This window comes from Duganella sp. Dugasp78, assembly GCF_059491455.1.
In genome coordinates this window covers 4,997,149-5,023,747 of sequence record NZ_CP168506.1, presented here as the reverse complement: position 1 = coordinate 5,023,747, position 26,599 = coordinate 4,997,149, and the positions used below count along the sequence as shown (strand labels likewise).

General features: G+C 62.9%; 22 protein-coding genes. 3 read left to right on the top strand and 19 right to left on the bottom strand.

Annotated features, from left to right (window positions below):
* The first annotated feature begins 71 nt into the window (after positions 1-71).
* The gene (gene pdxR / locus ACEN9O_RS22315) at positions 72-1,556 is read left to right on the top strand and encodes a MocR-like pyridoxine biosynthesis transcription factor PdxR (protein ID WP_495613994.1); all 1,485 of its coding nucleotides are present in this window, start codon (positions 72-74) and stop codon (positions 1,554-1,556) included.
* A gap of 6 nt (positions 1,557-1,562) precedes the next feature.
* Here the strand turns inward: pdxR and ACEN9O_RS22310 are convergent, their stop codons facing one another.
* From ACEN9O_RS22310 to ACEN9O_RS22245, 14 genes are all read right to left on the bottom strand, one after another.
* Entirely contained in the window at positions 1,563-2,339 is a 777-nt protein-coding gene (locus tag ACEN9O_RS22310) for a fused DSP-PTPase phosphatase/NAD kinase-like protein (protein ID WP_495613993.1), read from the bottom strand.
* A gap of 80 nt (positions 2,340-2,419) precedes the next feature.
* Complete coding sequence (locus ACEN9O_RS22305) at positions 2,420-2,851, bottom strand: hypothetical protein (protein ID WP_495613992.1); 432 nt, start codon at positions 2,849-2,851, stop codon at positions 2,420-2,422.
* 23 nt (positions 2,852-2,874) lie between these two features.
* On the bottom strand, positions 2,875-3,810 hold the full coding sequence (locus ACEN9O_RS22300; protein WP_495613991.1) for a hypothetical protein: 936 nt from the start codon (positions 3,808-3,810) through the stop codon (positions 2,875-2,877).
* A gap of 73 nt (positions 3,811-3,883) precedes the next feature.
* Positions 3,884-4,873, bottom strand: a complete 990-nt coding sequence (locus ACEN9O_RS22295) for a hypothetical protein (protein WP_495613990.1) — start codon at positions 4,871-4,873, stop codon at positions 3,884-3,886.
* Positions 4,874-4,882: 9 nt separating this feature from the next.
* Positions 4,883-7,201, bottom strand: a complete 2,319-nt coding sequence (locus tag ACEN9O_RS22290) for a glycoside hydrolase family protein (protein ID WP_495613989.1) — start codon at positions 7,199-7,201, stop codon at positions 4,883-4,885.
* Positions 7,202-7,243: 42 nt separating this feature from the next.
* The gene (locus tag ACEN9O_RS22285) at positions 7,244-10,252 is read right to left on the bottom strand and encodes a type VI secretion system Vgr family protein (RefSeq protein WP_495613988.1); all 3,009 of its coding nucleotides are present in this window, start codon (positions 10,250-10,252) and stop codon (positions 7,244-7,246) included.
* Positions 10,253-10,370: 118 nt separating this feature from the next.
* The gene (pcaD, locus tag ACEN9O_RS22280; RefSeq protein ID WP_495618519.1) at positions 10,371-11,150 is read right to left on the bottom strand and encodes a 3-oxoadipate enol-lactonase; all 780 of its coding nucleotides are present in this window, start codon (positions 11,148-11,150) and stop codon (positions 10,371-10,373) included.
* A gap of 6 nt (positions 11,151-11,156) precedes the next feature.
* Positions 11,157-11,939, bottom strand: a complete 783-nt coding sequence (gene benD, locus ACEN9O_RS22275) for a benzoate diol dehydrogenase BenD (protein ID WP_495613987.1) — start codon at positions 11,937-11,939, stop codon at positions 11,157-11,159.
* On the bottom strand, positions 11,936-12,973 hold the full coding sequence (gene benC / locus ACEN9O_RS22270; protein WP_495613986.1) for a benzoate 1,2-dioxygenase electron transfer component BenC: 1,038 nt from the start codon (positions 12,971-12,973) through the stop codon (positions 11,936-11,938). The genes benD and benC overlap by 4 nt, the downstream gene beginning before the upstream one ends.
* Positions 12,974-12,994: 21 nt before the next feature.
* Positions 12,995-13,486 (bottom strand): benzoate 1,2-dioxygenase small subunit, encoded by a 492-nt coding sequence (benB, locus tag ACEN9O_RS22265; protein ID WP_495613985.1) that lies wholly within the window; start codon positions 13,484-13,486, stop codon positions 12,995-12,997.
* Complete coding sequence (benA, locus tag ACEN9O_RS22260) at positions 13,483-14,853, bottom strand: benzoate 1,2-dioxygenase large subunit (RefSeq protein WP_495613984.1); 1,371 nt, start codon at positions 14,851-14,853, stop codon at positions 13,483-13,485. Before benA ends, benB begins: the two co-directional genes overlap by 4 nt.
* Positions 14,854-14,867: 14 nt before the next feature.
* The gene (gene catA, locus ACEN9O_RS22255; RefSeq protein WP_495613983.1) at positions 14,868-15,788 is read right to left on the bottom strand and encodes a catechol 1,2-dioxygenase; all 921 of its coding nucleotides are present in this window, start codon (positions 15,786-15,788) and stop codon (positions 14,868-14,870) included.
* Positions 15,789-15,835: 47 nt separating this feature from the next.
* Positions 15,836-16,126: a muconolactone Delta-isomerase gene (catC, locus tag ACEN9O_RS22250; protein ID WP_495613982.1), complete on the bottom strand. Its 291-nt coding sequence runs from the start codon at positions 16,124-16,126 to the stop codon at positions 15,836-15,838.
* 17 nt (positions 16,127-16,143) lie between these two features.
* Entirely contained in the window at positions 16,144-17,253 is a 1,110-nt protein-coding gene (locus ACEN9O_RS22245; protein WP_495613981.1) for a muconate/chloromuconate family cycloisomerase, read from the bottom strand.
* 100 nt (positions 17,254-17,353) lie between these two features.
* Between ACEN9O_RS22245 and ACEN9O_RS22240 the strand changes: the two genes are divergently transcribed.
* Positions 17,354-18,268, top strand: a complete 915-nt coding sequence (locus tag ACEN9O_RS22240; RefSeq protein ID WP_495613980.1) for a LysR family transcriptional regulator — start codon at positions 17,354-17,356, stop codon at positions 18,266-18,268.
* Positions 18,269-18,270: 2 nt separating this feature from the next.
* On the opposite strand, the gene ACEN9O_RS22235 is transcribed toward ACEN9O_RS22240, so the two are convergent.
* The 3 genes from ACEN9O_RS22235 to ACEN9O_RS22225 form a co-directional block, all read right to left on the bottom strand.
* Positions 18,271-19,614: an MFS transporter gene (locus ACEN9O_RS22235; protein WP_495618518.1), complete on the bottom strand. Its 1,344-nt coding sequence runs from the start codon at positions 19,612-19,614 to the stop codon at positions 18,271-18,273.
* 50 nt (positions 19,615-19,664) lie between these two features.
* A complete protein-coding gene (locus ACEN9O_RS22230; protein ID WP_495613979.1) occupies positions 19,665-20,882 on the bottom strand; it encodes a benzoate/H(+) symporter BenE family transporter in 1,218 nt (405 codons plus the stop codon).
* Between the two features lie 152 nt (positions 20,883-21,034).
* A complete protein-coding gene (locus ACEN9O_RS22225) occupies positions 21,035-21,463 on the bottom strand; it encodes an ORF6N domain-containing protein (RefSeq protein WP_495618517.1) in 429 nt (142 codons plus the stop codon).
* A 75-nt stretch (positions 21,464-21,538) separates the two neighbouring features.
* Here ACEN9O_RS22225 and ACEN9O_RS22220 point away from each other — a divergent pair, with 75 nt between their 5' ends.
* Entirely contained in the window at positions 21,539-21,748 is a 210-nt protein-coding gene (locus tag ACEN9O_RS22220) for an SDR family NAD(P)-dependent oxidoreductase (RefSeq protein ID WP_495613978.1), read from the top strand.
* Here ACEN9O_RS22220 and ACEN9O_RS22215 read toward each other — a convergent pair.
* Both ACEN9O_RS22215 and ACEN9O_RS22210 read right to left on the bottom strand, forming a co-directional pair.
* Positions 21,745-23,259 carry a tryptophan halogenase family protein gene (locus ACEN9O_RS22215; protein WP_495613977.1) on the bottom strand — a complete coding sequence of 505 codons (1,515 nt, stop codon included), beginning with the start codon at positions 23,257-23,259 and terminating at the stop codon, positions 21,745-21,747. The genes ACEN9O_RS22220 and ACEN9O_RS22215 overlap by 4 nt on opposite strands.
* A 113-nt stretch (positions 23,260-23,372) precedes the next feature.
* Entirely contained in the window at positions 23,373-26,393 is a 3,021-nt protein-coding gene (locus ACEN9O_RS22210; protein ID WP_495613976.1) for a TonB-dependent receptor, read from the bottom strand.
* Between the last annotated feature and the right edge of the window lie 206 nt (positions 26,394-26,599).

The window sequence follows — 26,599 nt, the reverse complement described above, 5'->3', positions numbered from 1 at the left end:
GTTCTTTGGCACCAGTTGATAGTGCCAATTTCGATTTTTAGATGGTACCAAGATTCGCGCTATACTGAACCATGCGCACCTTCACCGTATCCGACTACCTGCTGCTGCATCTCGACCGATCTCCCGGCCAGCCCCGCAATCAGCGCATCTACCAGCTGCTGCGCCAGCTCATCCTCGACCGCGTGCTGCCGGCCGACACGCGCCTGCCGTCGAGCCGCGACCTGGCGCTCCAGCTGGGACTCTCGCGCAACACCGTCCTGTATGGCTACGAGCAGCTGCTGGCCGAAGGCTATCTGGAGACGCGCGGCAGCGGCGGCACCTACGTGACCGACACCGTGCCTTTACTCGACGGCGCGCCGCCGGCCAGCGCACGCCGCAAGCCGGCGACGGCCACTGCACACAACGCGCTGTCGCGGCGCGGCCGCAAGCTGGTGGCCCACGCCGGCGCCTCGCAGCAGCAATGGGGCGCTTTCGTCCCCGGCGTGCCGGATGTGACGCAGTTCCCGCACAAGACCTGGAACGCGCTGCAATCGCGCATCTGGCGCAATCCGCCGGTCGCCAGCCTGACCTACGGCGCCGGCGGCGGCCACCAGCCGCTGCGCGAGGCGCTGGCCAACTATCTGAAGGTATCGCGCTCGGTGGACTGCACGCCGGAGCAGATCGTCATCACCGGCGGCATCCACCAGTCGATCGACCTGTGCATGCGCCTGCTCAGCGATCCGGGCGACGCGGCATGGGTGGAAGATCCCTGCTACTGGGGCGCGCGCAATATGCTGGCGGCGGCGGACGTGGAGATCCGGCCGGTCGGCCTGGATCAGGAAGGTCTCTGTCCCAAGCCGGGCCAGCTGGCGCGGCCGCCGCGCTTCATTTTCGTGACGCCGTCGCACCAGTATCCGCTGGGGACGGTGATGAGCCTGTCGCGCCGCCGCATGCTGCTGGAGTATGCGCAGCGCCACGGCTGCTGGATCATCGAGGACGACTACGACAGCGAGTTCCGCTACGGCGGCCGGCCGCTCGCTTCACTGCAAGGCATGGACCGCGGGGAACGTGTGCTGTACATGGGTACCTTCAGCAAGACCATGTTCCCCGGCCTGCGGCTGGGATACCTGGTACTGCCGGAAGCGCTGGCGCCGGCCTTCGTCACCGGCATGGAAGAGGTGTACCGGTCCGGCCACGCGCCGTTGCAGGCGACCATGGCGGCGTTCATCGAGCGTGGACATTTCAACGCCCACATCCGCCGCATGCGGCTGTTGTATGGCAGCCGGCTGGAGATTCTGCAGCGCGCCATCGCCGCCGAGTTCACGCCGGATCAGGTGCATGCGGCCGGCGCCGATGCGGGCCTGCACCTGACGCTGTACCTGCCGCCGGGCTGCGATGACCGCGCGGTCGCGCAAACGGCGCAGGAGTTGGGCATCGCCGTGCGGCCGTTATCGGGCTACTACCATCAGCAGGCGCGCAGCCAGTCCGGGCTGGTGCTGGGCTATGCCTGCGTGGAATCGGCCCATATCGCGCCGGCGTTCGCGCAACTGGCGCGGGCGATACGCGCCCACCTTTGAGAGACTTCAATAGGGTTCAAACGGGATACCCGCTTTTCGTAGCTGGGACACCAGCAAGCGCTTCCAAGGCCCCTCCGGCGACCACACCCGCGCGACCGATTCATAGGCGAGCTCTGGCTTCTCGTGAAGGACGATGGTGCGATACAGGAAGGTCATGCTGGAGGCGCGCATATTGATCTGGCAATGGACCAGGACTTTGCGATCACGTAGCCGCTCCATGGCCGCCACGAACGACTGGAAGTCGGCCTCGGTCGGATTTCCGAACTGGATGGGAATATTAACGAACTCAAGGCCCTGCCGGCGAACGATCTCCGCTTCGCCAGCAACGGCGTCCGACACGGTAGGCGGCGCCAGGTAGATAACGGCGCCAAAGCCCTGCGCAGCCAAGCCAGCCAGAGCCTCAGCGCCGGGCTGGCCCGATGTGACGAGCCGTGGCGAGATCGCGACCACATTAGGTGCTTCGATCACCGAATCCGCCGCCGATGCCGTGCCACACGCCAGCAGCCCGCCAAGCAGCGTGACCACCGCCAGGGCCCTGAACTGGAAGTGCCGTAAGGTTTCAGCCACGATATGGCCCCTTGACTTCGCCCCAGCCCCACTTGGGCCGCCCAGTACCTCGGCAAGAAAGGCCGCAACGTGCGCTGGATGATCGTCGCCCATGTGGGCAAACACTGGGGCCAGCAAGTTGTCGTGCTTGACGTGCTCGTAGAAGCGCGCGGTCAGACGACGCAGGGCATCGATACCGCCCAGCCATTCGTACAGCGTAGGAATGTTTTCGGACATGCTTAACCTTTCAAATGCGGTCTAAAGTACGATGGGGTTCCCTCTGTTTTTCGTCTTCCATCTGGCGACTCTTACGCGGCCTATTGTTTTACGTAACTGTAAAAAGTGGCACCCGCCACAAACAGAATCCGATCACCGATCACGAAGAAGTCGCCCATTGGATCTTCGCAGTCCGTCGGCGTGGATTTCAGCCTATAGACATCATTGGTTCCCGACAGCGACAGCTTAAAGTGTTTCAGGAGGAAGTTGTCGACCTGCTTCGCCGAAATGCCTTGTTTGGTGAGCGGCTGAAATAGTCGGGGGAAGGCATAGTCTTTGAGGCTAAGCTTGGCCACGCAGGCTTCGGACAATCTGACTTCATCGCCACGAAAAGTGATGGTGGTGAACGGCGGCGCCTCGTTAGCCGGCATCCGTCCAAAATAGTCAGCCGACCGATCGAATTTCCAAGCTCCCTCAGGAACCGCCGCCCACGCGTTTGTGGCTGCAAAAGACGTGCAGATCGACAGCCACATACTAAACATCCATCGCCATTGCATCAATTAGCTTTCCTAAACTTGCCGTCATCGGTCAGTTTGGCCACGGGGCGGCCCTCTTCCATGCAGACATAGTCGCTGCTCATATCGCAGCCCTGAATCTGATCGACCACCCTGCCGTCCACGATGGAAAGATAGACGCCCGACATGATCTCGCGCTGCTCGTTGCGGACCAGTTCAAAATCGTCGACGCGAACCAGGATCACCTGCTTCATCGGCGCAAACACCAGGAACATCGCCGGAACCTTCTGCTTGAATGGCGGCGAAAATCCTTGGGCATATTCCTGTCCACCTTTTACATAGTCGTGATTGCCGACCAGCTTCATGATCGGATCCGCGCTTTTCGGATCGGCGACATAAGGGAAGTAATCCGGCGCGCATTTGTCGGTGGCCTGCGGCTTGCCTTTGGCGTTCAGGATTTTCGGCGTGCAGAAAGAGTTGTAGCGCTCGAAATTCATCGGCAGCTTGCTCAGTTTATATCCGGCTACCATGGCAGCCGCAGGACCGCCAGCGGCCGCTGGCGCAGCCTCAGCCGGGACCTTGACGTAAGTGTAGAAGGTGACGCCGACGGGAACCAGAATCCGGTCACCGACTACGAAGAACTCCGTCACCGGTCGCGAGCAATTGCCTGGCGTATCTGCCAAGTTAAAGACTTCCTTGGTTTTGGACAGCGACAGGTTCAAGTTCTTCAAGAGGAATGCATCGACTTGCTTTTCCGTGACGCCCTGTTTGATCAGCGGCTGGAAGACATCGGAGAACAGGTACTCTTCCGGCGCGAACTTGGCCACGCAGGCGTCGGACAAGCGGACCTCGTTGTTATGAATAACGAGGGTCGGGAAACGCGGCGCCTGGTTGACCGGCGTCCGGCCTAAATAGTCGACCGAACGCTCAAACTTCCAAGTACCTTCAAGAGTCACCGCGCTGACATATGTACTCATCAGTGCGGCGCAGATAGACAGCCCCGTCCTTAAAAATTGGATAACCATTTCGTTAACACAGAGCGCCATGAGATTAATCCAGTTTCAGAAACTTCCCGCTCTCGGTCAGCTTGCCCACTGCTTGATCTTTCGCCATACAGACATAGTCGCGGTTAAACCGACAGCCCGAAATCTGATCAACGATCTTGCCGTCTACGATGGAAAGGTAGGCAGGACTCATCACATCGCGTTCTTCATTACGGACTCTAACGAGGTCGTCGACGCGAACCAGAGTTATCCCTTTGATCGGAGCAAACACCAGGAACGTCGCGGGAATCTTTTGTTTGAATGGTGGCGAGAAATCAAAAGTGTAGCGCTGCCCCCACTTCCCGTAGTTATGATTACCGATCAACTTCATAAGCGGATCGGCACTCTTGGGATCTGCAACGTAAGGGAAGAAATCAGGAGCACATTTGTCGGTTGTATGTGGCTGACCATTGGCATCGAGGATTTTCGGCCTGCATGAAGAAGTGTATAGGTCCGTATCCATTGGGAAGCGAGTCAACTTATACCCGGCGACCAAGTCCGCCTTCGGTGACACGACTCCCGTGGGCACCGCGTCCGGCGGGTTTTCAGACTGGACTTTAACGTACGTGTAAAAGGTCACGCCAGCGGCAAATAGAATCCTATCGCCCACCAAGAAAAACTTCCTCATTGGCCCTGCACAGCGCTCTGGCGCAGATTTCAACACATAGATTTCTTTGACTGCAGAAAGCGACAAGTGAAAGTGCTTCAAGAGAAAATAGTCGACCTGCTTAGCTGAAATACCTTGCTTTGTAAGCGGTTGAAAGGTTTGCGGAAAATAATACGGAATTGGACTGAGCTGAGCAACACAAGCTTCGGACAATCTGACTTCGTTGTCATGAAAAACAATAGTGGTAAACTCTGGTGCCTCGTCGTCCGGCGTACTGCCAAAATAATCTGCCGAAGCCGCAAATTTCCAACTACCTTCAGGAACTGCCGCCCAAGCGGACGCACTTAAAAAAAAGCCACATGTCAACAACCACATCTTAAAAAAACGCATAATCATTCCTTAGTGCCTAGCATCATAAACATTGTTTCTAAACAACTTTATCTCGGACTTTCGCCGGTTGGCTAAACTCTGATCCCCGCCGTTGGTGATGTCCGCAAACTCATCGCAACACCCGCTGTAATTTCCCGTATTTAGCTTGGCTAAGAGCTTTTTAAACTTGGTCAGCCCGCCGGTATTAAAGGCCAAGCACATCAATGCATCAAATTCATGTTGATGCAACGGTACATGGATAACTGATATCGTACTGTCGATCACCTGTTGCACGTCTTCCGCGAATAGCGCGCGCTCCGCAGCCTCGTCTGCAAGGCCTTTCTCATATATTTTATACTGCACGCTTCCCGCTTTCTTAAGCTCTGCACATGATCTTTTCCCATCAACGAGATGTCCGACACCAATAGTACAGAAACCCTTATTATCCTCGTAGAGTTTAAGGTGCTGCTTATTCAAATCACCGCTCTCCCATGTGCGGATGAAATCCAAACCCAATGCTGAGACTTGGAGCGTCCTTGCGTTTTTTCGTTCAGCGGAGGCTGGACCTGCTGTAGCGCCGCTCGAATTTCCGGAAGGCGCAGGCGGCGTAGGATTGGCCTTCGACGCAGGTGGCTTGGTTTTAGCCGGCGCAGCACTAGGCGCTGGTCCCGTCACAGGCATATCGACAGGCTGGAGAGATTTGGCCGCGATGCCACCACAGTTAATCAGACCAAACCTCCCTTCACGCTTGGCCATGGTAACCAAGGAGTCGCCATCGGCCGCTTCCCTAGTCTTTGCATAAAATCGGTCTAGCGTATAGCGTTCGCCAAACTGGCGAACATCCATGTGCACCCACTTGTCGGTATCCGATTGCGGTTCGAGCGAAATTCTGTTAACTACGCTCCAATCAGGGTTAGCCCCCATTCTACCCACGAATACCTTGTTCTTCAGAGATTCCAGCGCATTACCTTCCACATGAGAGCCGTTGCTGGCGCGCTTGAAATGAACGTCCATGGCATTGCCAAGATGATTGATCGTGAAAATTTCCATCTGCTTAGCCCGCTTCCAGCAGCGGTAGCCAGATGAGACATTTGAGAACCTAAATCCTAGCTGGCTTTCTTTTTCGTGCAGATAGAAGATCGCCGCACGCAAACTCCAAAACAAACCACGGTGAATGCCGGGTCTCTCAATGCCGGGCTTGCTATGGCCATTTTTCAGATGACCAACGGAGCCCGACTCTGTCCGTCCCAAACCAAAACCGGGGCATCCCTGATTGCCTGGGTTGTTGGCGTTACATTGGCACGCCAGATTGGTGTAAGGCAGCGGATACTTCACCAGGAAATCATCGATCGCCGCAAGCACCTTTCCACACGCCTTTCCAGTCTCCGCCACACCCATATAGTCGCGCTGAAACTGCTTGACCGCGTTTTGCGTCGCGGCTGTGAACTCGTCGAGCGGCGCCGGGGAGTGCACTGTGTTACCGAAGCCCATCAAGCGCAGATTGACCTCCTCGACCAGCTGACCTTTATCACCGAGCTTGATGCAGCCACTCTGGTCGCACACCGGGCTGAGGCTGGTTTTCGGCGTACCGTTCTCGCCGCGATCTTCTTCCTTTACGATCGGCACTGGCGTGGTGACAGGCTGCTCCTTGGCAGGGCCAGGCTCGGCATCGGTGCCGGCATCGCTCGGCGCGGCTTCTTGCTGCTGCTTGAGATCGGCCGGTGGTGCGGCTGGCGCCTCCGGAGCCGGCTCAGGTTCAGTCGTCGGCGCTGCGGCCGGTGCTGCCGGAGCAGCCGCTGGTTCAGCTGGTTCAGCCGGTTCAGCAGGCGCGGCAATCGGCGCCGCAGGCTTGCCGTCCGGCCCGTTCGGCACCTTGAGTACCTGGTCGATATGCAGGATGCTGGTCAGCGACAGGCCGTTCAACCTGGCCAGTTCAGCTGCCGTGGTACCGAACCGTGGCGCGATCTTGCCCAGCGTATCGCCGTCCTTGACCAGGTAGGTCTTGCGCTTGTAGTTGCCCGGATCGCCCTCGTCCTTCTGCGGCACCAGCTTGTCCTTGCGCTTGCCGCTGGCGAGCTTCATGGTGAAGTCCTCGGACCATGGAATAACCTTCCTCACCAACTTCATCTCTTTGGTGTCGAACTTCTCGACGAACACCCCCAGGATTGTGCCGATGGCGGACACAAACGGCGCCAATTTTCCTTCGGCGTCGGTGACGCCCTTGGCGATGATCTTCTCCAGCTCCCGGACCTGGTACTTGAGGCCGACGATATTCTTGCCGGTAGCGTCCACCAGGCGTAAGCCCACCTTGCTTTGGATAGTGTCTGCTGCTGTTTTTGGAGCGGTCATGATGTACTCTGAAGCTAATTAGGACTGTTAAGGTTTTCGGGTTCAGCCGACGATGTCATCGCTTTCGTTCGGATCGATCTCGGCGATCAGATCCCATTCTTCCAGCGACTGGCCGTAGAGGATTTCAATCTCCTCGCCTTCCGGCGCGTAGATCTGCGGCGAGCGGCCGTGCTGATCGAGCGATCCGGTCAAAAGGCGCTTATCCGGCATCAGCGCCTTGTAGACGATGCCGGAGAATTCATGCTGGACAAACAGGTCGTGCACATCGAGCCGGTTGCTGAACGGGCCGACCATATTGGCCGCCGGCAGCAACGGCATCTCGCGCTCCAGACGCTGCGCTCCGCCGAAGCTCTTGGTGCCGGCGTGGATCGTCACCTTGCCCGGGCATTGCACCGTGATGTTGCCGCCCTCGATGGTGATGTTGGCGCCCCCGGCGGTCGACAGCGAAATGCGCTTGGCGGCAGCCCACTCCACGTGCGCGTTGGCGCTGACCACGTTCACTTCATCGCGCGCCTGCACGTTGAGCACGTCCGACAGCGCCTGCACGTCGACCGCATCCTTGGCCGCGATCATCTGCAGCCCGACGCCGCCATCGCCCGCCTTGACCGCACCGGCCAGCACGCCGATGGCCTGGCCGCTGTGCATGCGCATCTGGCCGCCAGCGGCGAACTGCGTGTCCTGCCCGCTCATCAGCGTCACGGTTTCGCCGTTCGCCAGCTGCACGCTCTGTCCGGCAATCACGCCAAGCCCGCTCTTGGCGGCGATCGCGATGATGGGGCTGGCGACATGGGGCAGCTCGCCGTCCGCGCTCTGCACCGTGCCGGAGACCGCCGCCAGCATCGCCTTGAGCGGCGCCGACTGTGCAGCAAGCACGCTGTGATTGGCCTTGGCCGCGCCCTGATGTGCCGCCAGCGCCACGGTCTGATGGGTCGTCGCGGCCTGGCTGAAGGTCTCGCCCAGGGTCACGGTTTGCTTCAACATGGCGATCACGGCCGAATTGTCGCCCATGGGTTCGCGACTGCCCGCCTGGTGCGAGATGCCATAGCTGGAAACCAGCAGGCCCGCGCCGGCCCGTACCGTGCCATAGGCGTCGGTGCGCAGCTCGGCGCCAAGCCCGCGGAAGCTGCCGCGATAATTGTCCGCGCCGTGGATCAGATGGCCCAGACTGAGCTCGCTCGCCGCATGGCTGCTTTTCAGCTGCACGCGCCCCTGCGCGTCGGTGTCGTCGAACAGCAGCTGGCTGTAGCCGGCACCGCCGAATTCCTTGCTGCGCAAGCCCCACTGGGCCGCGCCATTGCCGTGGCCGGCCGTATCGGACGATGCGCCATGCCACAGCGGACTGTTGCCGCCGGCGAGGTTGCCCTGCGCTGAAGGGACATGGTCACGCGCCGGTTCAAACAACGACGCCGCGCTGTCCGCATCCGCCTGCCCGCCCGGCGTCGGCGCGACACCACCCTCGCCCCGGCCGTTGTACAGGGCGCCGACGATGATGGGCCGGTCGATATCGTTTTCCAGGAACTGCACCAGCACCTCCTGCCCGATGCGCGGCAGGAACTGGCTGCCCATGCCGCCGCCGGCCGAACGCTGGGCCACCCGCACCCAGCAGGTTGCCCGACCATCGTCCTGCCAGTGAAAGCGGATGCGCACGCGGCCGAGCCGGTCGCAATGCAGCTCATCGGCGCCGCCGGCCTGGTCGTTGCCGTCGACACCGACCACGATGGCGGTCTGCGCGCCCGGCGCGGTCGGACGCGGATGGCTGCGGCCATCGCTGCCCGGCAGTTGCGGACGCCAGGGAACATCGGCGGCGACCGCTTCAAAGCAATTCGCGTAGCCGCTCTTGCTGGCCTGCGCCAGCGCCAGCGCGAAGTCTTCGGGCTCGTGGTCGTGCACGATTTCCTGCAGCAGTTCCGGGATCGGGCCGAACAGCTCGGCCAAGGCCTGCTGCGCCGGCGACGGCAAGTTGTTGACGCCCACGCTGGTCACGCGCGTCAGCGTGAAACCGGCGCTCTCGCCGAGCTGTTGCAAGGGGGCGTCGAGGATCGTGAAGCGGGTGCCGGCGCGCAGCGTGCGCACCGTGGAGCGGCCGCGCCACAGCTGGCTGCGCGCTTCGCGCCCTTCCATTTGCAGTTCCGCGTAACGCCGCGCCTGTTCGGCGTTGGCGTAGGCGTATTGCCCGGGCGCGTCGAACGACTCCAGCGGCGGCAGCTTGCTGCTGCTCTGTTGACGCGACGGGGCGTTGGCCGCCACCGCCTGTCTGGCTTTGTAGTCGTAGCTCAGCACAGTCGACATCGACGCGGTGATCATGCGTTGCGGCTTCAGCGATTGCACCGTATCCTGGCGCTCGCCGGCGCGCGCGTTGTGGTAGCGGATGCCGCCGTCGGCTTCGCTGCTGGGGTCCTCCGGCGTGGCAGTCTGCTGCGTGCTGTCGGCGTAGATCACCGCCGCAGGGCCGTCCGCGCCCTGTTCGAAGCGCCACGTCAAGCCTTCCTCAGTCAGCAGCCGTTGCACGAAATCCAGGTCGGACTCGCGGTACTGGCAGCAATAACTGCGCGGCAAGGCGCCGTCCATGAACGGCGCGGTCTCGTCGCTCCAGCGCCACTGCGCCAGCGGCAAATACCCCTCGAACACGGATTCGACGATCTCCATCACCGTTTTATCCTGCCACACGCGGCTGTTGCGCACCTGCCCCAGCCGCCACATCCATGGCGACAGCCGCAGGCGGTAGCGCGCCAGGCCGCCTTCGCTGCCCAGCATGGCCAACTGGCTGATGTCGCCGGCAAAGGTGGTGCGGGTGCCATCGGCCAGGCTGATTTCCAGGCTGGCCGGCTGCCCCAGCAGCGGAGCGAGTTCGATATGGGCGTCGGTCGATACCGCGATGATGTCGCGCGCGCCTATGCCCTGCACCATATCGTCGGCGGCAAAGGCCTCGACCATCAAGCCGCTCGGGTTCGACTCGCCGCCGCCATCGCCAACGGTCAGGGCGTAGAGCCGGGACTCGGCGGAAAACTGGGCCAAGGTCGCGTATAGCTGTTCAATCAGGGGAATGCTCATTCGATTTCGCTGGGACGGGTTACCGGCTGGACAAGCTTCCAGCTCAACAATATTTATTGTATAACAATATCCAAAAATGCAACTTCCCCGATTTCAATCGGAACAGCCCCAGCCAAACCTATACGAACAGGAACTCAGTCAATGCGCGGTTGAAGTCCTCCTCGGCTTCGATGTTCGATATGTGGGACGCACTCAGCGTCACCAAAGTGGCACACGGGATCTGCTCCTGCATGGCAGCGGCATCGGCGACCGTGGTCACGGGATCGTGGGTGCCGGCGATCAGCAGCGTCGGCGCCGCAATCGCGGCTAGCCGTTCGCGCAGGTCGGCGGCGGCCAGTGCGTCGCAGCATGCCGCATAGCCTTCGACGCTGGCGCCGCGCAAGGCGGCAACCAGCGCCGCCACCCGTTGCGGCTCGCGCTGGATAAAGCCTGGCGTGAACCAGCGTCCCGCCGCGCCGTCGGCGACGCCGTCCAATCCCGCCGCCCTGACCTGCGCCGCGCGGTCCTGCCAGCCCTGCGGTGTGCCGATGCGCGGAGCGGAATTGGCGATCACCAGTTTGTGCAGACGCTCCGGCGCATGGACGCCCAGCCACTGCGCGATCACGCCGCCCATCGACAGTCCGCAAAAATGGGCGCGCTGAATATCGAGCGCATCCAGCAATGCCAGCACATCCCGGCCCAGCTGCTCCAGGCCGGCCGGCCCCGGCACCGTGCCGGAACCTCCATGACCGCGCGTGTCATAGCGGAGGATGCGGAAATCCCGCCGCAGGAATTCCACCTGCGCGTCCCACATGCGCAGGTCGGTGCCCAGCGAATTGGAGAACATCAGCCAGGGCCTGCCCGGCTCACCGTCCACCCGATAAGAAATGTCGTTACCGTTAAGCCGCATCACGGACATCATGATCTATCCCTGATCGCCGCCGCCCACCGGCAGCACAGTGCCGGTGATATACGACGATTCGCTGGAAGCCAAAAACAGAATCGCGTTGACCTGCTCGTCGATGCTGCCGTAGCGGTGCATCAGGCTACTGGCGACGGTCTGGTCGATGATGCCCTGATACCACTGCTGCTCCTGCGCGTTGAGCGGCTGCGCGTTGCGCGGAATGCGGCGGGGCGGCGCCTCGGTGCCGCCGGTGGCAACCGCGTTGACCCGTATGCCGTCCTGTGCATGCTCCATCGCCAGGCTTGCGGTCATGGCGTTGACGCCGCCCTTGGCCGCCGAATACGGAATGCGGTAGATCCCGCGCGTGGCGACCGACGACACGTTGACGATCACCCCCTGCTTACGGGCCACCATCTGCGGCAGCACCGCGCGGCAGCACCACAGGGTCGGGAACAGCGAACGGCGGATTTCGGCTTCCACCTGCTCCGGCGTGTACTCCTGGTAGGGCTGCACCCAGATTGTGCCGCCGACGTTATTGACCAGCACATCGACCCGGCCATAAGCCGCCATCGCGATCTCGTTCAACTGCGCGGCGCCGGCCCAGGTCTCCAAATCGCTGCGCGCTATCACCGCCATGGCGCCCAGGGCCTGCACTTCGGCCGCCACCTCCTCCACCAGCGCGGCGCGGTCGGCCAGCACCAGCTGCGCGCCTTCACGCGCCAGCGCCAGGGCCACACCGCGTCCTATACCTTGCGCGGCACCGGTGACGATCACCGCCTGGCCTTCAAAACGACGCGCGCTCATGCTGCCTCCTGTGCGGTCGCATCGGTGCTGGCCGAGAATTTCTCGAAGTAGAAGTTGGCCGGCGTGATCGCGCAATCGACCAGCCAGCGCCGCACCGCATCGACCATCGGCACCGGTCCGCACAGATAGACGTCGACATCGCCGCCGTTGAGCCATTCCTGCTCCACATGCTGCGTCACATAGCCCTTGCGCGGATGCGCGCTGTCGGCCGAGACCACGCAGGTGCGGAAGCTGAACTCCGGATGCGCGGCCGCGATGCGCTGCAGTTGGTCGATGGCGACCAGGTCGACGTCATTCGTCACGCCGAACACCATGCGCACCGGCTGGTGGAATCCTGCCGCCGCCATCACCTGCAGCATCGACAGGAACGGTGCGATGCCGGTGCCGCCGGCCAGCAGCAGCAAGGGCCGTTGCACGTCGCGCAGGTAGAAGCTGCCGTAGGGGCCGGAGAACGAAATCGGCTGCCCCACCTTGGCATCGCGCGCCAGGAAGGTGCTCATGCGCCCCTGCGGCACGTTGCGCACCACGAAATCGTAGCGCAACGCGCCAGGCGCGGAGCTGAAGGAATACGAGCGCGTCAGGCCAGTGCCGGGAATCTCCACGTTGACGTACTGGCCCGACAGGAAGCCAACATCGGCGCCCGCCGCCAGCTCGATCGAGAAGCCCAGCGTGGTGTCGGACAGCTGCTGCACCTGCGCCAGGCGGCCGTCATAGCGCGCCACGCCGGTCTTGCAGGCAGCCGAGGTGGCCGGGATGCGCACCACACAATCCGAGGTCGGCTTCATCTGGCAGGCCAGCACCTGGCGCTGCGCCGCTTCTTCCCGCGTCAGCGCATCGTCGATGTAGCTCGATGCGGGCATGTCGTAACTGCCCGATTCGCACAGGCCACGGCAGGTGCCGCATGCGCCGTCGCGGCAATCGAGCGGTATGTTGACCTTCTGCCGGTAGGCGGCGTCGGCCAGCTTTTCGTCCTGGTTGCATGAAATGAAGCGGGTCACCCCGTCCTCGAACTGCAATGCGATGTGGTAGCTCATCGTCGGTCTCCTTGTTGCGTGCTACAGGTGATAGATATCGATCACCTGATGGATGTAATCGTTCTTCAGCACGATGTACTTGTTGGTGATCAGCGGCTGCGCGCCGGAGAAGTCGATCTCGTAACGCATCATCCCGAAGTGGCTGAAATCGGTCTTGTAGCGGTGGCTCAGCGTGTGCCAGTTGAAGCGCACCGTCACCCGCGCGCCTTCCTGCTTCTCGATCTCCACGTTGGAGATATTGTGGCTGGTGCGCGTATCCGGCATGGTGGCGCTGGAGCGCTCGGTCTTGATGCGGAACACGCGGTCCTCCAGGCCCTGGCGGGTCGGGTAGAAGATCAGCGAAATTTCGCGCTGCGGATCACCGATCAACTGGTCGTCATCGTCCCACGACGGCATCCAGTACTGGGCCTCCGGGTGATAGCATTCCAGCCATTCGTCCCATTGCTGGTCATCCAGCAGGCGGCTTTCGCGGTACAGGAAGGCGCGGATATCGTCCAAGGCCGGGGCGTTCATGCGGCACCGCCTTCCTGCTTGACCGCGCGCTGCATCACTTCCAGCCAGTAGCGGTGCTGGATGGTGTACAGTCCCTCGTCCTCGGTCTTCACGCCGCTCATCACCGGCTGCAGGCCGATCTCGCGCGCAGCCGCGTCGGGGCCGGCGATCCAGTGGCTGGCGCCGCGGCACATGTCGTTCCATTCCAGCGCGCTGCCCATGTAGCCCTGCTGGCAGGCGCGGAACTCTTCCAGATCGTCCGGCGTGGCCATGCCGCTGACGTTGAAGAAGTCTTCGTACTGGCGGATGCGGCGCGCGCGCGCCTCGTCCGGCTCACCCTTGGGCGCGATGCAGTAGATCGTCACTTCGGTCTTGTCGACCGAGATCGGGCGCAGCAGACGGATCTGCGATCCGAATTGGTCCATCAGGTAGACGTTCGGATACAGGCACAGGTTGCGCGAGCGGCCTATCATCCAGTCCGCCGTGGCGCCGCCGAACTGCTGCGCATATTCCTCGCGGCGCGGGAAGTTGGGGCGGTCCTGCGGATTGGCCCACTGGGTCCACAGCAGCAGGTGGCCATGCTCGAAGGCGTAGAAGCCGCCACCCTGCTTGCCCCACTTGCCGGCGTCCATGGCGCGGATCTTGTCCTCGCGGACCTCGCCCTGCTCCTTGCGGCGGTTGGTGGTGGCCGCATAGTTCCAGTGCACCGCCGAGACGTGATAACCGTCAGCGCCATTCTCGGCCTGCAGCTTCCAGTTGCCGTCGAAGGTATAGGTCGACGTACCGCGCAGCACTTCCAATCCATCCGGCGACTGGTTGACGATCATGTCGATGATCTTGCCCGCCTCGCCGAGGAATTCGGCCAGCGGCGCCACGTCCGGATTCAGGCTGCCGAACAGGAAGCCCTTGTAGCTTTCGAAGCGAGCCACCTTCTTCAGGTCGTGCGAGCCTTCCTTGTTGAAGCAGTCGGGATAACCTGCGTCTTCGGGGTCCTTCACCTTCAGCAGCTTGCCGCTGTTGTTGAAGGTCCAGCCGTGGAACGGACAGGTGTAGGTGGCCTTGTTGCCGCGCTTGTGGCGGCACAGCTGCGCGCCACGGTGGGTGCAGGCGTTGATGAAGGCGTTCAATTCCCCCTGCCGGTTGCGGGCGATGAACACCGGCTGACGGCCGATGTGGGTGCTGTAGTAGTCGTTGTTGTTGGGGACCTGGCTTTCGTGCGCCAGGTAGATCCAGTTGCCTTCGAAGATGTGCTTCATCTCCAGCTCGAACAGGGCCGGGTCGGTGAAGGCGCTGCGATGCAAGCGGTAGTCGCCGCGCTCGTGATCCTCCACCAGGAAGCCATCCAGGCTGGCCAGCTTGGGGGCCGGTGCGGGAATAATCGGAATCATGATGCGATCCCTCCTCAGGCTGCGGCACGCACGCGGTCAACCACTGCGGCCGGCGCCACCGGCGTCTCGGCATGCAGCTGGAAGTCGAAGTCGATTTCGGCGTACGGCGCCTGCAGGCCCTTGGCGGCGATCTGCTGCGGCGACGTCACGTGGCGCACCGGTGGCACCAGGCCCTCGCGGCTGGCGAAGGCGAAATCGTCCCACAGGTACTTGTCGCCGTCGATGTTGATCTGCGTGGTCAGCTTGCGCTGGCCGGCGGCGCTGACGAAGAAATGGATGTGCGCCGGACGGTGGCCGTGACGGCCCAACTGGTCCAGCAGGCGCTGGGTGGTGCCGTCCGGCGGGCAGGAATAGCCGACCGGCAGGATGCTGCGCAACTGGTAGCGGCCCTCGCCGTCGGCGATGATGGTGCGGCGCAGGTTGAAGTGCGACTGCGATTTGTCGAAGAACGAGTAGTTCCCCAGCAGGTTGCAGTGCCAGACTTCGACCTTGGCGCCGGCCAGCGGCTTGCCGTGCTGGTCGCGTACGGTGCCCTGCATGAACAGCACTTCGGCGTTGTCGCTTTCGGTGCCGTCGTCCAGCCGCGCATAGCCCTGGCTTTCCGGCGCGCCGGCCACGTACAGCGGTCCCTCGATGGTGCGCGGCGTGCCGCCGGTCAGGCCGGCCTGGGCTTCCGCCTCGTCGGCGCGGATGTCGAGGAAGCGTTCCAGACCCAGGCCAGGTGCCAGCAGGCCCAGTTCATTGCGGGCGCCCGCCTCGCTCATGTACTCCAGGCCTTTCCAGAATTCGCTGGGCTGGATGTCGAGGTCTTCGATCGCCTTGCACAAGTCGCCGACCAGGCGTGCCACTACTTGCTGCACTCGTGCGTTGACCGGGCCTTCGGCCTTGTCGATGATCCAGCCTTTTACCAGGGTGTCGATTTCGTTGTGTGTCATGTCAGTCTCCTTCGTTTTGGGTTTGGTGGAATGAAGCGGATCACGGATCAAGCATCGCCGTCGCGCACCGATGATGGGTGGCGGCACAGCGGCATTACCTGGATTTGCATATACGGGAACAGCGGCAGGGACGTCAGCAGCGCGTGCAGCTCCTCGACGTCGGCGACGTCGAACACGCTGACGTTGGCGTACTGGCCGGCGATGCGCCACAGGTGGCGCCATTTGCCGCTGCGTTGCAGACCTTGCGCCAGTTCGCGCTCGGTTTTTTTCAGTTCATCGGCTTGTGCGACCGGCATTTGCGGCGGCAGCTGCACATCCATACGTACGTGAAACAACATGAGGATCTCCTTTGAAATTAACGGCGGCGCAGGTCGCGCAGTTTGTCCATGTCCGGTTCGACGCCCAGGCCCGGGCCATCGGGCACCTGCAGCATGAAGTCGCGGTAGACCAGCGGCTCGCGCAGCACTTCGCGCGTCAGCAGCAAGGGGCCGAACAACTCGGTGCCGAATTCCAGCTCGCCGAAGGTCGAGAACAGCTGGGCCGACGCCGCGGTGCCGATGCCGCCTTCGAGCATGGTGCCGCCATACAGGGCGATGCCCGACAGCTGCGCCACCGCCACCACCTGTGCCGCCGGCAGCAAGCCGCCCGATTGCGCGATCTTCACCGCGAACACGTCGGCGCCGTCGGCCTGGGCGACGGCCAGCGCGTCCTGCGGCCCTTGCAGGGCTTCGTCGGCCATCAGCGCCACGGCGAAGCGTTGCGCCAGCCGCGCCATGCCGCCGTGCCGCGTGGCCCTGGTGGGCTGTTCGATCAGGTCGATGCCGCCCGCCTCCAGCGCCGCGATGCCGCGCATCGCTTCGAGCTCGCTCCAGGCCTGGTTGACGTCGACCCGCACACTGACCGCATCGCCCAGCGCCTTCTTAATCGCCAGCACGTGGGCCACGTCTTCAGCCACCGGACGGGCGCCGATCTTCAGCTTGAAGATACGGTGGCGGCGCAGTTCCAGCATCTGCTCCGCTTCGGCGATGTCGCGCGCGGTGTCGCCGCTGGCCAGGGTCCACGCCACCGGCAGCGCGTCGCGCACCCGGCCGCCCAGCAGTTCGCTCAACGGCACGCCCAGGCGGCGCGCCTGCGCATCCAGCAAGGCGGTCTCGATGGCGCACTTGGCGAAGCGGTTGCCCTGGATGACCTTGCGCACCTTGGCCATCGCCTTGGCCACCTGGCGCGCTTCCATGCCGACCAGCAGCGGCACGATGTGGGTATCGATATTGACCTTGATGCTCTCCGGGCTCTCCTCACCGTAATTCAGGCCGCCGATGGTGGTGGCTTCGCCCCAGCCAACCACGCCGTCCGCGCAAACGACGCGCACCAGCACCAGGGTCTGCGACTGCATGGTGGCCACCGAGAGCTTGTGCGGCCGGATGGTCGGCACGTCGGCCAGGATGACTTCTATATTCTGGATCATATTTAATTTGCATAATGGGTTCGATAGATACACAATATTCCACGCGGATCGTCAGGTCCAACACCGAGTTAGTATGTTTTTCATACCCGAAAGGTATGCAATGGAATTGCGCCACTTGCGTTACTTCGTCGCCGTAGCCGACGAGAAGAACTTCACCAGGGCCGCCGAGCGGCTGCACATCGCACAGCCGCCGCTGAGCCGCCAGATCCAGCAGCTGGAGGAAGAATTAGGCGTGGAGCTGATCGAGAAAGGCACGCGGCCGGTCAAGCTGACCGAGGCCGGCGCGTTCTTTCACGCGCATGCGCAGGAGCTGCTGGCCAAGGCGGCCGAACTGAAAACCATGACCCAGCGCGTGGGCAAGATCGAACGCACGCTGTCGATCGGCTTCGTGGCGTCGACGCTGTATGGCCTGCTGCCGCGCATCGTGCGGCGCTACCGCGCGCAGCATCCCAATGTGGACGTCACCTTCCACGAGCTGACCACGATGCAGCAGATCCAGGCGTTGAAGGATGGCGTGATCGACGTCGGCTTCGGCCGCGTCAAGAGCGAAGACCCGAACATCCGCCGCATCGTGCTGCGCGAGGAGCGGTTGATCGTCGCCCTGCCCGCCGGCCATCCGCGCGCGGCGTCAACCGACCCGATACAACTGGTCGACCTGCAAACGGAGTGCCTGCTGGTCTATCCCAAGACGCCGCGTCCCAGCTTTGCCGACCAGGTGCTGTCGGTGCTGTCGGAGCGCGCCATCACGCCACAGAAGATCGTCGAAGTCAGGGAGCTGCAGATCGCTATCGGCCTGGTGGCGGCCGGCCAGGGCGTGGCCATCGTGCCGGACAGCGTGCAAGGCATGCGGCGCGATGACGTGGTGTTCCGCGCCATCGTCGACCGCCATGCGGTGTCGCCGGTGATGTTCAGCGTGCGCAAGCTGGATCGCTCGGAAGAGCTGCAGCAGATGCTGGCCGTGATCTATGACGTCTACGATGCGGCCGGCATCAGCTACGTGCGCGAGGCGCTGTAACCTCAGGCGGTTGCCGGCAGGCGGCCCGTGACGGCGGCCGCCGATGCCGAGCGGCCGTGACGGATCAGCGACACCGCCACCATCGCGATCACCGCTGGAATCGAGATGGCCATGAAGTTCTGCTGCAGCGGCAGCGCCATGCCCACCAAGGTGCCGATCACGATGGGCGCCAGGATGGCGCCGCTGCGGCCCACGCCGGAGGCCCAGCCGATGCCGGTCGAGCGCACGGCGGTCGGATAGAACTGGCCGGCGTAGGCATAGGTGACGATCTGGGTGCCGATGGTGGAGGCGCCCGCCAGGCCAACCAGCAGGTACAGCACTTCTGTCGGCACCTTGTAGCCCAGCAGCGTGATCGACACGGCCGCCAGCGCGTACATCCCGACCAGCACATGCTTGATGTGGAAGCGGTCCGCCAGCCAGCCGCCACCCACCGCGCCGATCACCGCGCCGAAGTTCAGCACCAGCACGAAGGTCAGCGCGGAACCGAGGCTATAGCCGGCGCCGGCCATCAGCTTGGCCAGCCAGGAGCTGAGCGCGTAGACCATGAACAAGCACATGAAGAAAGCGATCCAGAACATGACGGTGCTGAAGCCGCGGCCTTCCACGAACAGCTTGCGGATCGGCGCGCCCTCGGCCCGCTCGGTGGCCGGCACGGCGAAGTGATCGTCGGCGCCGGCGCGGTAGCCCGGCTCCATGCGCGCCAGGGTGGACTTCAGCTCGGCCAGGCGGCCTTGCCGTATCAGGAACGGCATCGATTCAGGCAGCGACTTCAGGATGAACGGAATCAGCACCACCGGCGCCCCGGCGGCCAGGAACACCGACTGCCAGCCATGGGCTTCGATCATGCCCTTGCCCAGCAAGGCTGCCAGCATGCCGCCCACCGCATAGCCGCTGAACATCAGTGTCACCATGGTCGAACGGATTTTGCGGGGCGAGTATTCGGTCATCTGCGCCACCACGTTCGGCATCACGCCGCCGATGCCAAGGCCGGCCAAGAAGCGCATCGCGCTGAACGCGTATGGGTCGCTGGTCAACCCGGCAGCCGCGGTGAATACGCTGAACAGCGCCAGGCAGATGGCGATGGCGCGGCGGCGGCCGATGCGGTCCGCCACGGTGCCGAGGAAGATCGCGCCGAACATCATGCCGAACAGCGCCGAGCTGACCATGAAGCCGGCATTCTGCGCCGTCACGCCCATGCCCTTCATGATCGACGGCAGCGCGATGCCCGCCACGGCAAGGTCGTAGCCGTCGCAGATGATGATGATCGCGCACCAGGCCAGGACGCCGGCGTGGAAGCGGTTGAAACGGGCGTTGTCCGCCAGTTGGTGGATGTCGATGTGCTGCATGGTGCTGGTCTCCCTGTTGTAGTTGTGTGGGTGCTGCGGGGTGGTGTTATTCAAACGGCGGCCGGGCGCAGCGTGCGGTGTGCCAGCATGCCGATCAAGATGCCCCAGAACGCCGAGCCGAGACCGAGGAAGGTCATGCCGGAGGCGGTGGCGAGAAAGGTCAGCACGGCGGCCTCGCGGTCCGGCGCGGTGGCGACGTGCGCCAGATTGACGGTGATGGGACCGAGCAGCGCCAAGCCGGCCAGCGTGACGATCAACTCCTTGGGCAAGGCCGCAAACAGCATCACGACCGAGCCGCCGCACAAGCCGGCCAGCAGATAGAAGGCGCCGTTGGCGATGCCGGCGACATAGCGCTTGCGCGGATCCTCGTGGGCGTCGCGGCCGGTGCACAAGGCTGCCGTGATGGCGGCGATCGCGATGGTGATGCCGCCGGCGAAGGCGGTCACCAGCGAGGCCAGGCTGTTGACCACGACGATCCTGCGCACCGGGACGTCGTAGCCGGCGCTCTTGAGTATCGCCATGCCGGGCAGGTACTGGCCGCTCAGCGTGGTGAGCACCAGCGGCAGCGCCAGGCTGAAGGTGCTGGACCAGCTCCAGGCGGGCGTGATGAACTGCGGCGTGACCAGTTGCAGGTGGACTCCGCTGAGATGGGTCTGTCCGGTCAGCACGGCGATGATGATGCCGGCCGCCAGCAGCAGCACCACGCTGTAGCGCGGACACAGGCGCTTGAACAGCAGGTAGGCGCCCAACATGCCGCACACCAGCAGCGGCAGCGTGCCCATGCCCTTGAACGCGTTCAGGCCGAACGGCAGTAAAATGCCCGCCATCATGCCGCTGGCAACGCCCTTGGGCACGTAGGACATCAAGCGGTCAAAACCGCCGGACAGGCCGATCGCCAGCAACAGCAACGCGGCCGTCAGATAGGCGCCGACCGCCTCGTGGATGGACAGCGCGGGAAACAAGGGGATCAGCAGCGCCGTACCCGGCGCCGACCAGGCGGTGATGACGGGGGCTTTCAGGGTCCAGCTGAGGAAGATGCCGGCCACCGCCGCGCCCAGCGAGATGCCCCAGACCCAGGACGCGAACATCTCGTTGGACATCTGCCCCGCCTGCGCGGCCTGGTAGAAAATCGCCAGCGGCCCGGCCAGCGACACCAGCACCGCCAAGAAGCCGGCGGCGATGGCCGACAGCGAACTATCGCCCCAGCGCGACGCGACGGCGCCGATGGACGGAGGCCGGACGCGCTGTCCGGACGAAGGTGATTGCATGGGTGTCTCCCGCTGTCATGGTCTTGTTTCGTGTGCCCTGATGCTGCATGGGCAGAGTAGACAAGATCGGACAGCGGGTCCAACACCGATTGAGTATGCTTTTGATACCCGGCGAGTATGCGCGCGGTGCCGGCAAGGCAGAAGGATCGACCTTACTCTTTTGCCTTAGCCGCTTTCGGTTTAGCCGGCGTGTCCTCAGGCGTCACAAACCCAATGGGCCGTTTGACTGCAGGCACCGGCGGCGCCATTAGTTCGCGGATGGCGTCGAAGATCTGCTTCAACTGCTCACGGGTGTTACGCTCGAAGGTATCGGTTTTCAGCGACATCAATTCCGCCTTATTCTCCAGATCGTCCAGTCGCAGCGCCAATTCCTTGTTCGATACAACCAGCTCACGCAACTGCACGAAGGCGCGCACCGCGTACACCGACACATCGACCGCGCGCGCCGACTTCAGCACGGACGCGGCCATAATGGCGCCATGCTCGGTGAAGGCCAACGGCAGATTGCGGCGACCGCCCCAACTTGATGTCGCAAAATGCGACTTCAAGTTGGCGAACTCGTCGTCGGTGAGCTCGAAGATGAAATCTTCCGGAGAACGTTACGGGTTGCGCCGCACCTGCTCGACGAGGTCATTTAACGGCAGTTCGACACCAATGTGTTCGGCGTCTGCAATGTCACGCGCGCCGCGCTGCCGACGCTGCGCCAACACGGCGGCGTCATCGTCAATGTGGCCTCCGTCGGCGGCCTGACCACGCTCCCGTTCAACTCGCTCTATCATGCGGCCAAGTATGCGGTGGTCGGCTTTACCGAGGCACTCAAGCTGGTACAACAAACCTTCGGCCTGGCTAACCCGCCGGCGAATTAAAGACCTGTACCGGCCGCCACGTGCTTGTTCAGGAACTGCGCATGGTCCGGCATGCCGTCCACCGCGCGCGCCATCGCATCGCGCAGATTCCAGAAGTGCACCTGCACCTGGCGCAGGTCCAGCAGCTCCGTCATCGGGTCATGGAGCCGGGGGCGCACACCAAGCCCCGTCAGGATCGCCAGGTGGGACGCCTCGCGGAAGCCCTGCAGATCGTAGATCATGACGTGGCCCGTCTCACGGAACAATTCAATCTGATGCTGCAGCGTGTCGGGAATCGGCATGTCGGCGCAGTAGCGCCAGAACTCCGAATCGTTGCGGTCGGTGATCTTGTAGTGCAGGATGATGAAGTCGCGCACATACTCGTAGCGCTCCGATACCAGGCGGTTGAATTCGTTCGCCAGTTCCGGGCGGCACTCGCGGCCAGGGAAGTACTGCAACAGCCAGCCCACCGCGTTTTCGATTATATTGATGCTGGTCGATTCGAGCGGCTCCAGGAAGCCGCTGGACAAACCGATGGCGACGCAGTTCTTGATCCACGACTTGCGGCGGCGGCCGGCGGTAAAACGCAACTGGCGCGGTTCACCCAGCGCCTCGCCGTCCAGGTTGTCGAGCAACAGGCGCCCCGCTTCCGCATCGGACATAAAACCGTCGCAGTACACATGGCCGTTGCCGGTGCGGTGCTGGAGCGGGATACGCCAGGTCCAGCCGGCCGGGCGCGCGGTCGAGATGGTGTACGGGGTGATCTGCTCGCCCTTGGCGCAAGGCACGGCCTGCGCGCTGTTACAGGGCAGCATAGCACTCCAGTCGTCATAGCCGGCCTGGTACACGCCCTCGATCAGCAGGCCGCGGAAGCCCGAACAGTCGATGAACAAATCGCCTTCGATACGTTGACCGTGGCGCAGTTTGATGGCAGTGATGAAGCCCGTTTCGGGATGCTGCTCCACGTTGGTGACCATGCCCTCCACGCGATGCACGCCAAGCTTCACCGCATAGTCACGCAGATAGGCCGCGTACAGCCCGGCGTCGAAGTGGTAGCCGTAGGAATAGGCAGGCCCCGCTCCCGGCACCAGCTCGAACGGCGGCGCGAAGCGCTGCTTGCGCGCCATCATGGCCGTCATCGACCATTCCTCAAATGGCGGCATGTCCTTGAATTCGCGCGCCAGCCGCATCCAGTGCAGATACGGCGAACGGCCCTGGACCAGCGGACCGTAGTCGCTGAAGCCGTGGAAGAAGCGCTTGCCGACCTGGCCCCAGTCCTTGAACTCGATGCCGAGCTTGAACGTCGCCTGCGTCTTGCGGATGAAGTCCGTTTCGTCGATGCCGAGCGAACGGTTGAAATAAGGCAGCGTGGGCAAGGTCGCCTCCCCCACCCCGACCGTACCGATTTCCGGCGACTCCACCAGCACGATCTGGCACGCTTTACCCAGCAACTTCACCAGGCCCGCGGCACTCATCCAGCCGGCAGTGCCACCGCCGACGATAACAATTTTTCGGATAGATTGGTCCGTCATCTCTGCTACTCCTTATGCGTGGCAACATTATGCCATCGCCGCCGCACAACCACGCCGTGGCTGCGCGGCCGCCACCTCCTGCGGGGGCCGCAGGAGGCGGGTGCTACATCAACTTAGAACGAGTAATGTGCCTTCAGGTAGAAGCTGCGGCCAGTGAAGTTGGCAAAGTGCTCCTTCAGGCCGATCTGCTGCTGCATGTACTGCTTGTACATGGAGTTGGTCAGGTTGCCGACGTCGAACGAGACGGTGAAGTTCTCGCTCACCTTGTACTGCACGCCAACGTCCACCTGGCCATAAGCCCCGCCCCACAGCGGCAGCGCGTAGTTCGCCGAGCTGGCCTGGCCCTTGTTCGGGCTGTTCGGGTTCAGGTCGACGCCGTCGCTGCCGTTGGTGCCGAACAGATTGATCCCCTGCAGGTAGTCCGAACGCCAGCTGTACGCCATACGCGCCGACCACGGCCCTTGGTCGTACAGCAGGGCAAAGTTGGCGGCGTTCTTCGACATGCCCAGCATCGGTTCGCTGCCCAGCACGTGGCCGTCGGTGTCGCAGCCGGCCAGGTTAAGCAGCGTGGCCGAGTCCAGCGTACCCTTCGGCGTGCACCACAGCGAAGTCGGCGCGTGCATATCCTGCTTGCTGCGGATATAGGTGTAGTTGCCCTGCACCCCGATGCCCTTCAGCCAGTTCGGCACATTGTCGAAATAATGCTGGAAGCCCAGTTCGGTACCGTAAGCGCGGCCATCGGCGCCGTTGGCCGGCCCGTTGGTCAGGAAGTCATGCTTCCCGCCGGCGGAGTCGGTCAGCGTATTGATCACCGTGCGCTGGATGATGATGTCCTTGATGTGCTTGTTGAACACCGACATCGTCACCGAACTGCCTTTGCTGGAGTACCACTCCGCCGTCAGATCCAGGTTGTTCGACGTGACCGGCTTGAGCATTGGATTGCCGGCGTTCTCGCCCTTGAAGTCGATCCCGTCGAGCACGGACAGATTGGTCACCGGATCGGTGTGCGTGGTCGTCTTGACCTCCAACGAGGTGTACTGCTGCATCTGATAGAAGTCCGGCCGCGTCATGCCTTTCGAGGCGGCCAAGCGGAACTGCAGCTCTTCGCTGGCCTTCATGCGCAGGTTCAGGCTCGGCAAGACGTTGTTGTAGGTATGCTCGATGTTGCGCATCTCGTTCACGGGCGCAAGCGTAGGCACGCCCGGCGGCTGGACGCCGGTCGGCGGGCTGAAGACAAACATGCCGACCGCCTTCTCGTTGGTCTGCACGACACGGACGCCGACATTGCCGTCGATCGGATAACGCAGGTTATCGAAGCCGAAGCGCAACTGGGTGTAGGCGGCCTTGGTGCGTTCTTTCTGCTGGTTGGTGTCGGTCGGACCGCCAAATACCGAAGGCTTCCAGTTGGTGCAGTCGCCGTTGGCGGGTGGGTTGGCGCAGTAATAGTTGGCGTAGTTGTGCAAGTCCTGGTACGCCGTCGGCACCATGTTAAACGAGCTGGTCACCGTCGACTGGGCCGGAACGATGATGGTCGGCGCCGCCGGCAGCGTGCCGTTGAAGAAGTTGCCGAAGCTGTGCGCGGTGTAGTTCGTCTGGCTCAGGCGCGGATCGGTCAGGACCGCGAAGTGGTTGTACGGCTGCCAGCTATTGCCAACCGACCAGGACTGGGTGATGTTCTGCCACTCGTTACCGCCGTTGCCGCCGTGGGTACGGTTGGTGATCGAATCGCGGTCGGTCATGCGCACGCCGAAGCGCAGGTCGCGCAGCACCGGATCATCGAACACGAACTTGGCGTCGATCCGCGCCGCATCCAGGGTGGCCACCGCCGCGTCGCGGTGCTCCTGGGCGAAGCTCCAGTAGTAGTTATGGGGATCGGCCAGCCAGGCGCGGTCGGCGGCATCGAAGGTGTAGGTCGGCACCGAGGTGCGCAGGTCCACCGTCTCCTTGGGCATGAAACCGCCCAGGCCAACCGTGTTGTCATAGGCCTGGGTGGTGGCGCGCGTATGCTGCAAGTCCACCTTGAACGTCCACTGGTCGTTGGCGCGCCACTCGGCGTTCCAGGACAGATCGGAGGTATCGGCCTTGCGGCTGGACTGGCGCGCGTCGGTACCGAAGCCGATGCCATTGCTCAGGCCGTAACCGCCATCGGTAGGGTTGTGCAGGACACCCGTCAGCAGCGCCCCTTTGGCATCGTAGGTCGCGCCCGGATCGACGGTCAGGGTGGACGGCGTGGTGGCCATGAAGAAGCCGCTCTCCTCGGTGTACATCTTGTACTTCGATTTGAAGTAGGTCATGGAGGAAGACAAGTTGTCTTTCTTCCATTGCAGGGCGCCATACAGGCCGTCACGGGTACGGTCGAAAACGTTCGAGCTCCAGCTCGCGCCCGGGCTGATCCAGCGCGTCTGGCCAGGCGTGATGTCGGTGCGCGGAATGTAGGGGCTGACGCCCATGCTGTCGCTGGCGGTGGAAATCTCCGAATGCGCCAGGTCGAGCAGCGCGCCGAACTGGCCCAGCGGGGTGGTCCAGCGGTTCGAGATCAGTCCGGACAGGCCAGGCTTGGTTTTCGCGCTGCGGGTGGCACGCGACTCTTCCACCGACAGCGCCGCCTTGAAACCTTTGTAGTCGAACGGCAACGCAGTGCGCAGGTTGACCAGGCCGCCGATCGAGCCCTCGGTCTGCTCGGCGGACGGATTCTTGTAGACGTCCACGCCGGACATCAGCTCGGGCGGCACGTCTTCAAAGCTCAGCGCGCGGCCGCCGTTGGCGGAGAACGAGTCACGCCCGTTCAGTTCCGAGCGCACATAGTTCATGCCGCGCACCGACACGCCGGTACCCTCGGCGGCGAAGCGCTGCTGACCGTCGCCCGTGCTCTGCAGCGGATCGGCGCGCATCTGGGTGCGGTCGATGGAGACGCCAGGAATGCGCTGCAGCACTTCGGTCACCGAGCGGTCCGGCAGTTTACCGATGTCGGCGGCCACGATCGAATCGACGATCTCGTCCGAATTCTTTTTGATGTTGGCGGCCGATTGCAGTGCGGCGCGCTGGCCAACCACGACCACTGTGCCGGGTTGGGTTTCCTTGTCCGTGGGGGCGCTGCCGGTCTGCGCATACACGACACCGCTGGTCAAAAGCATCACCTGTGCAACCGCTGCAGCGATCGCTGTTTTTTTAAATTCGCTCAATTTTGTCTCCGTCTTTTTCCTGGCCAATCGGCACATTTGTATCGCCTGATGCCACGCTACTACTATGTGGCAAGCAAATTTTGCTTGCAGCGCCCAGCACACTCCATCATAAAAACCCTCAACCCAAAGAATGAAATTCCGCATCGAGGGCGCGGTAC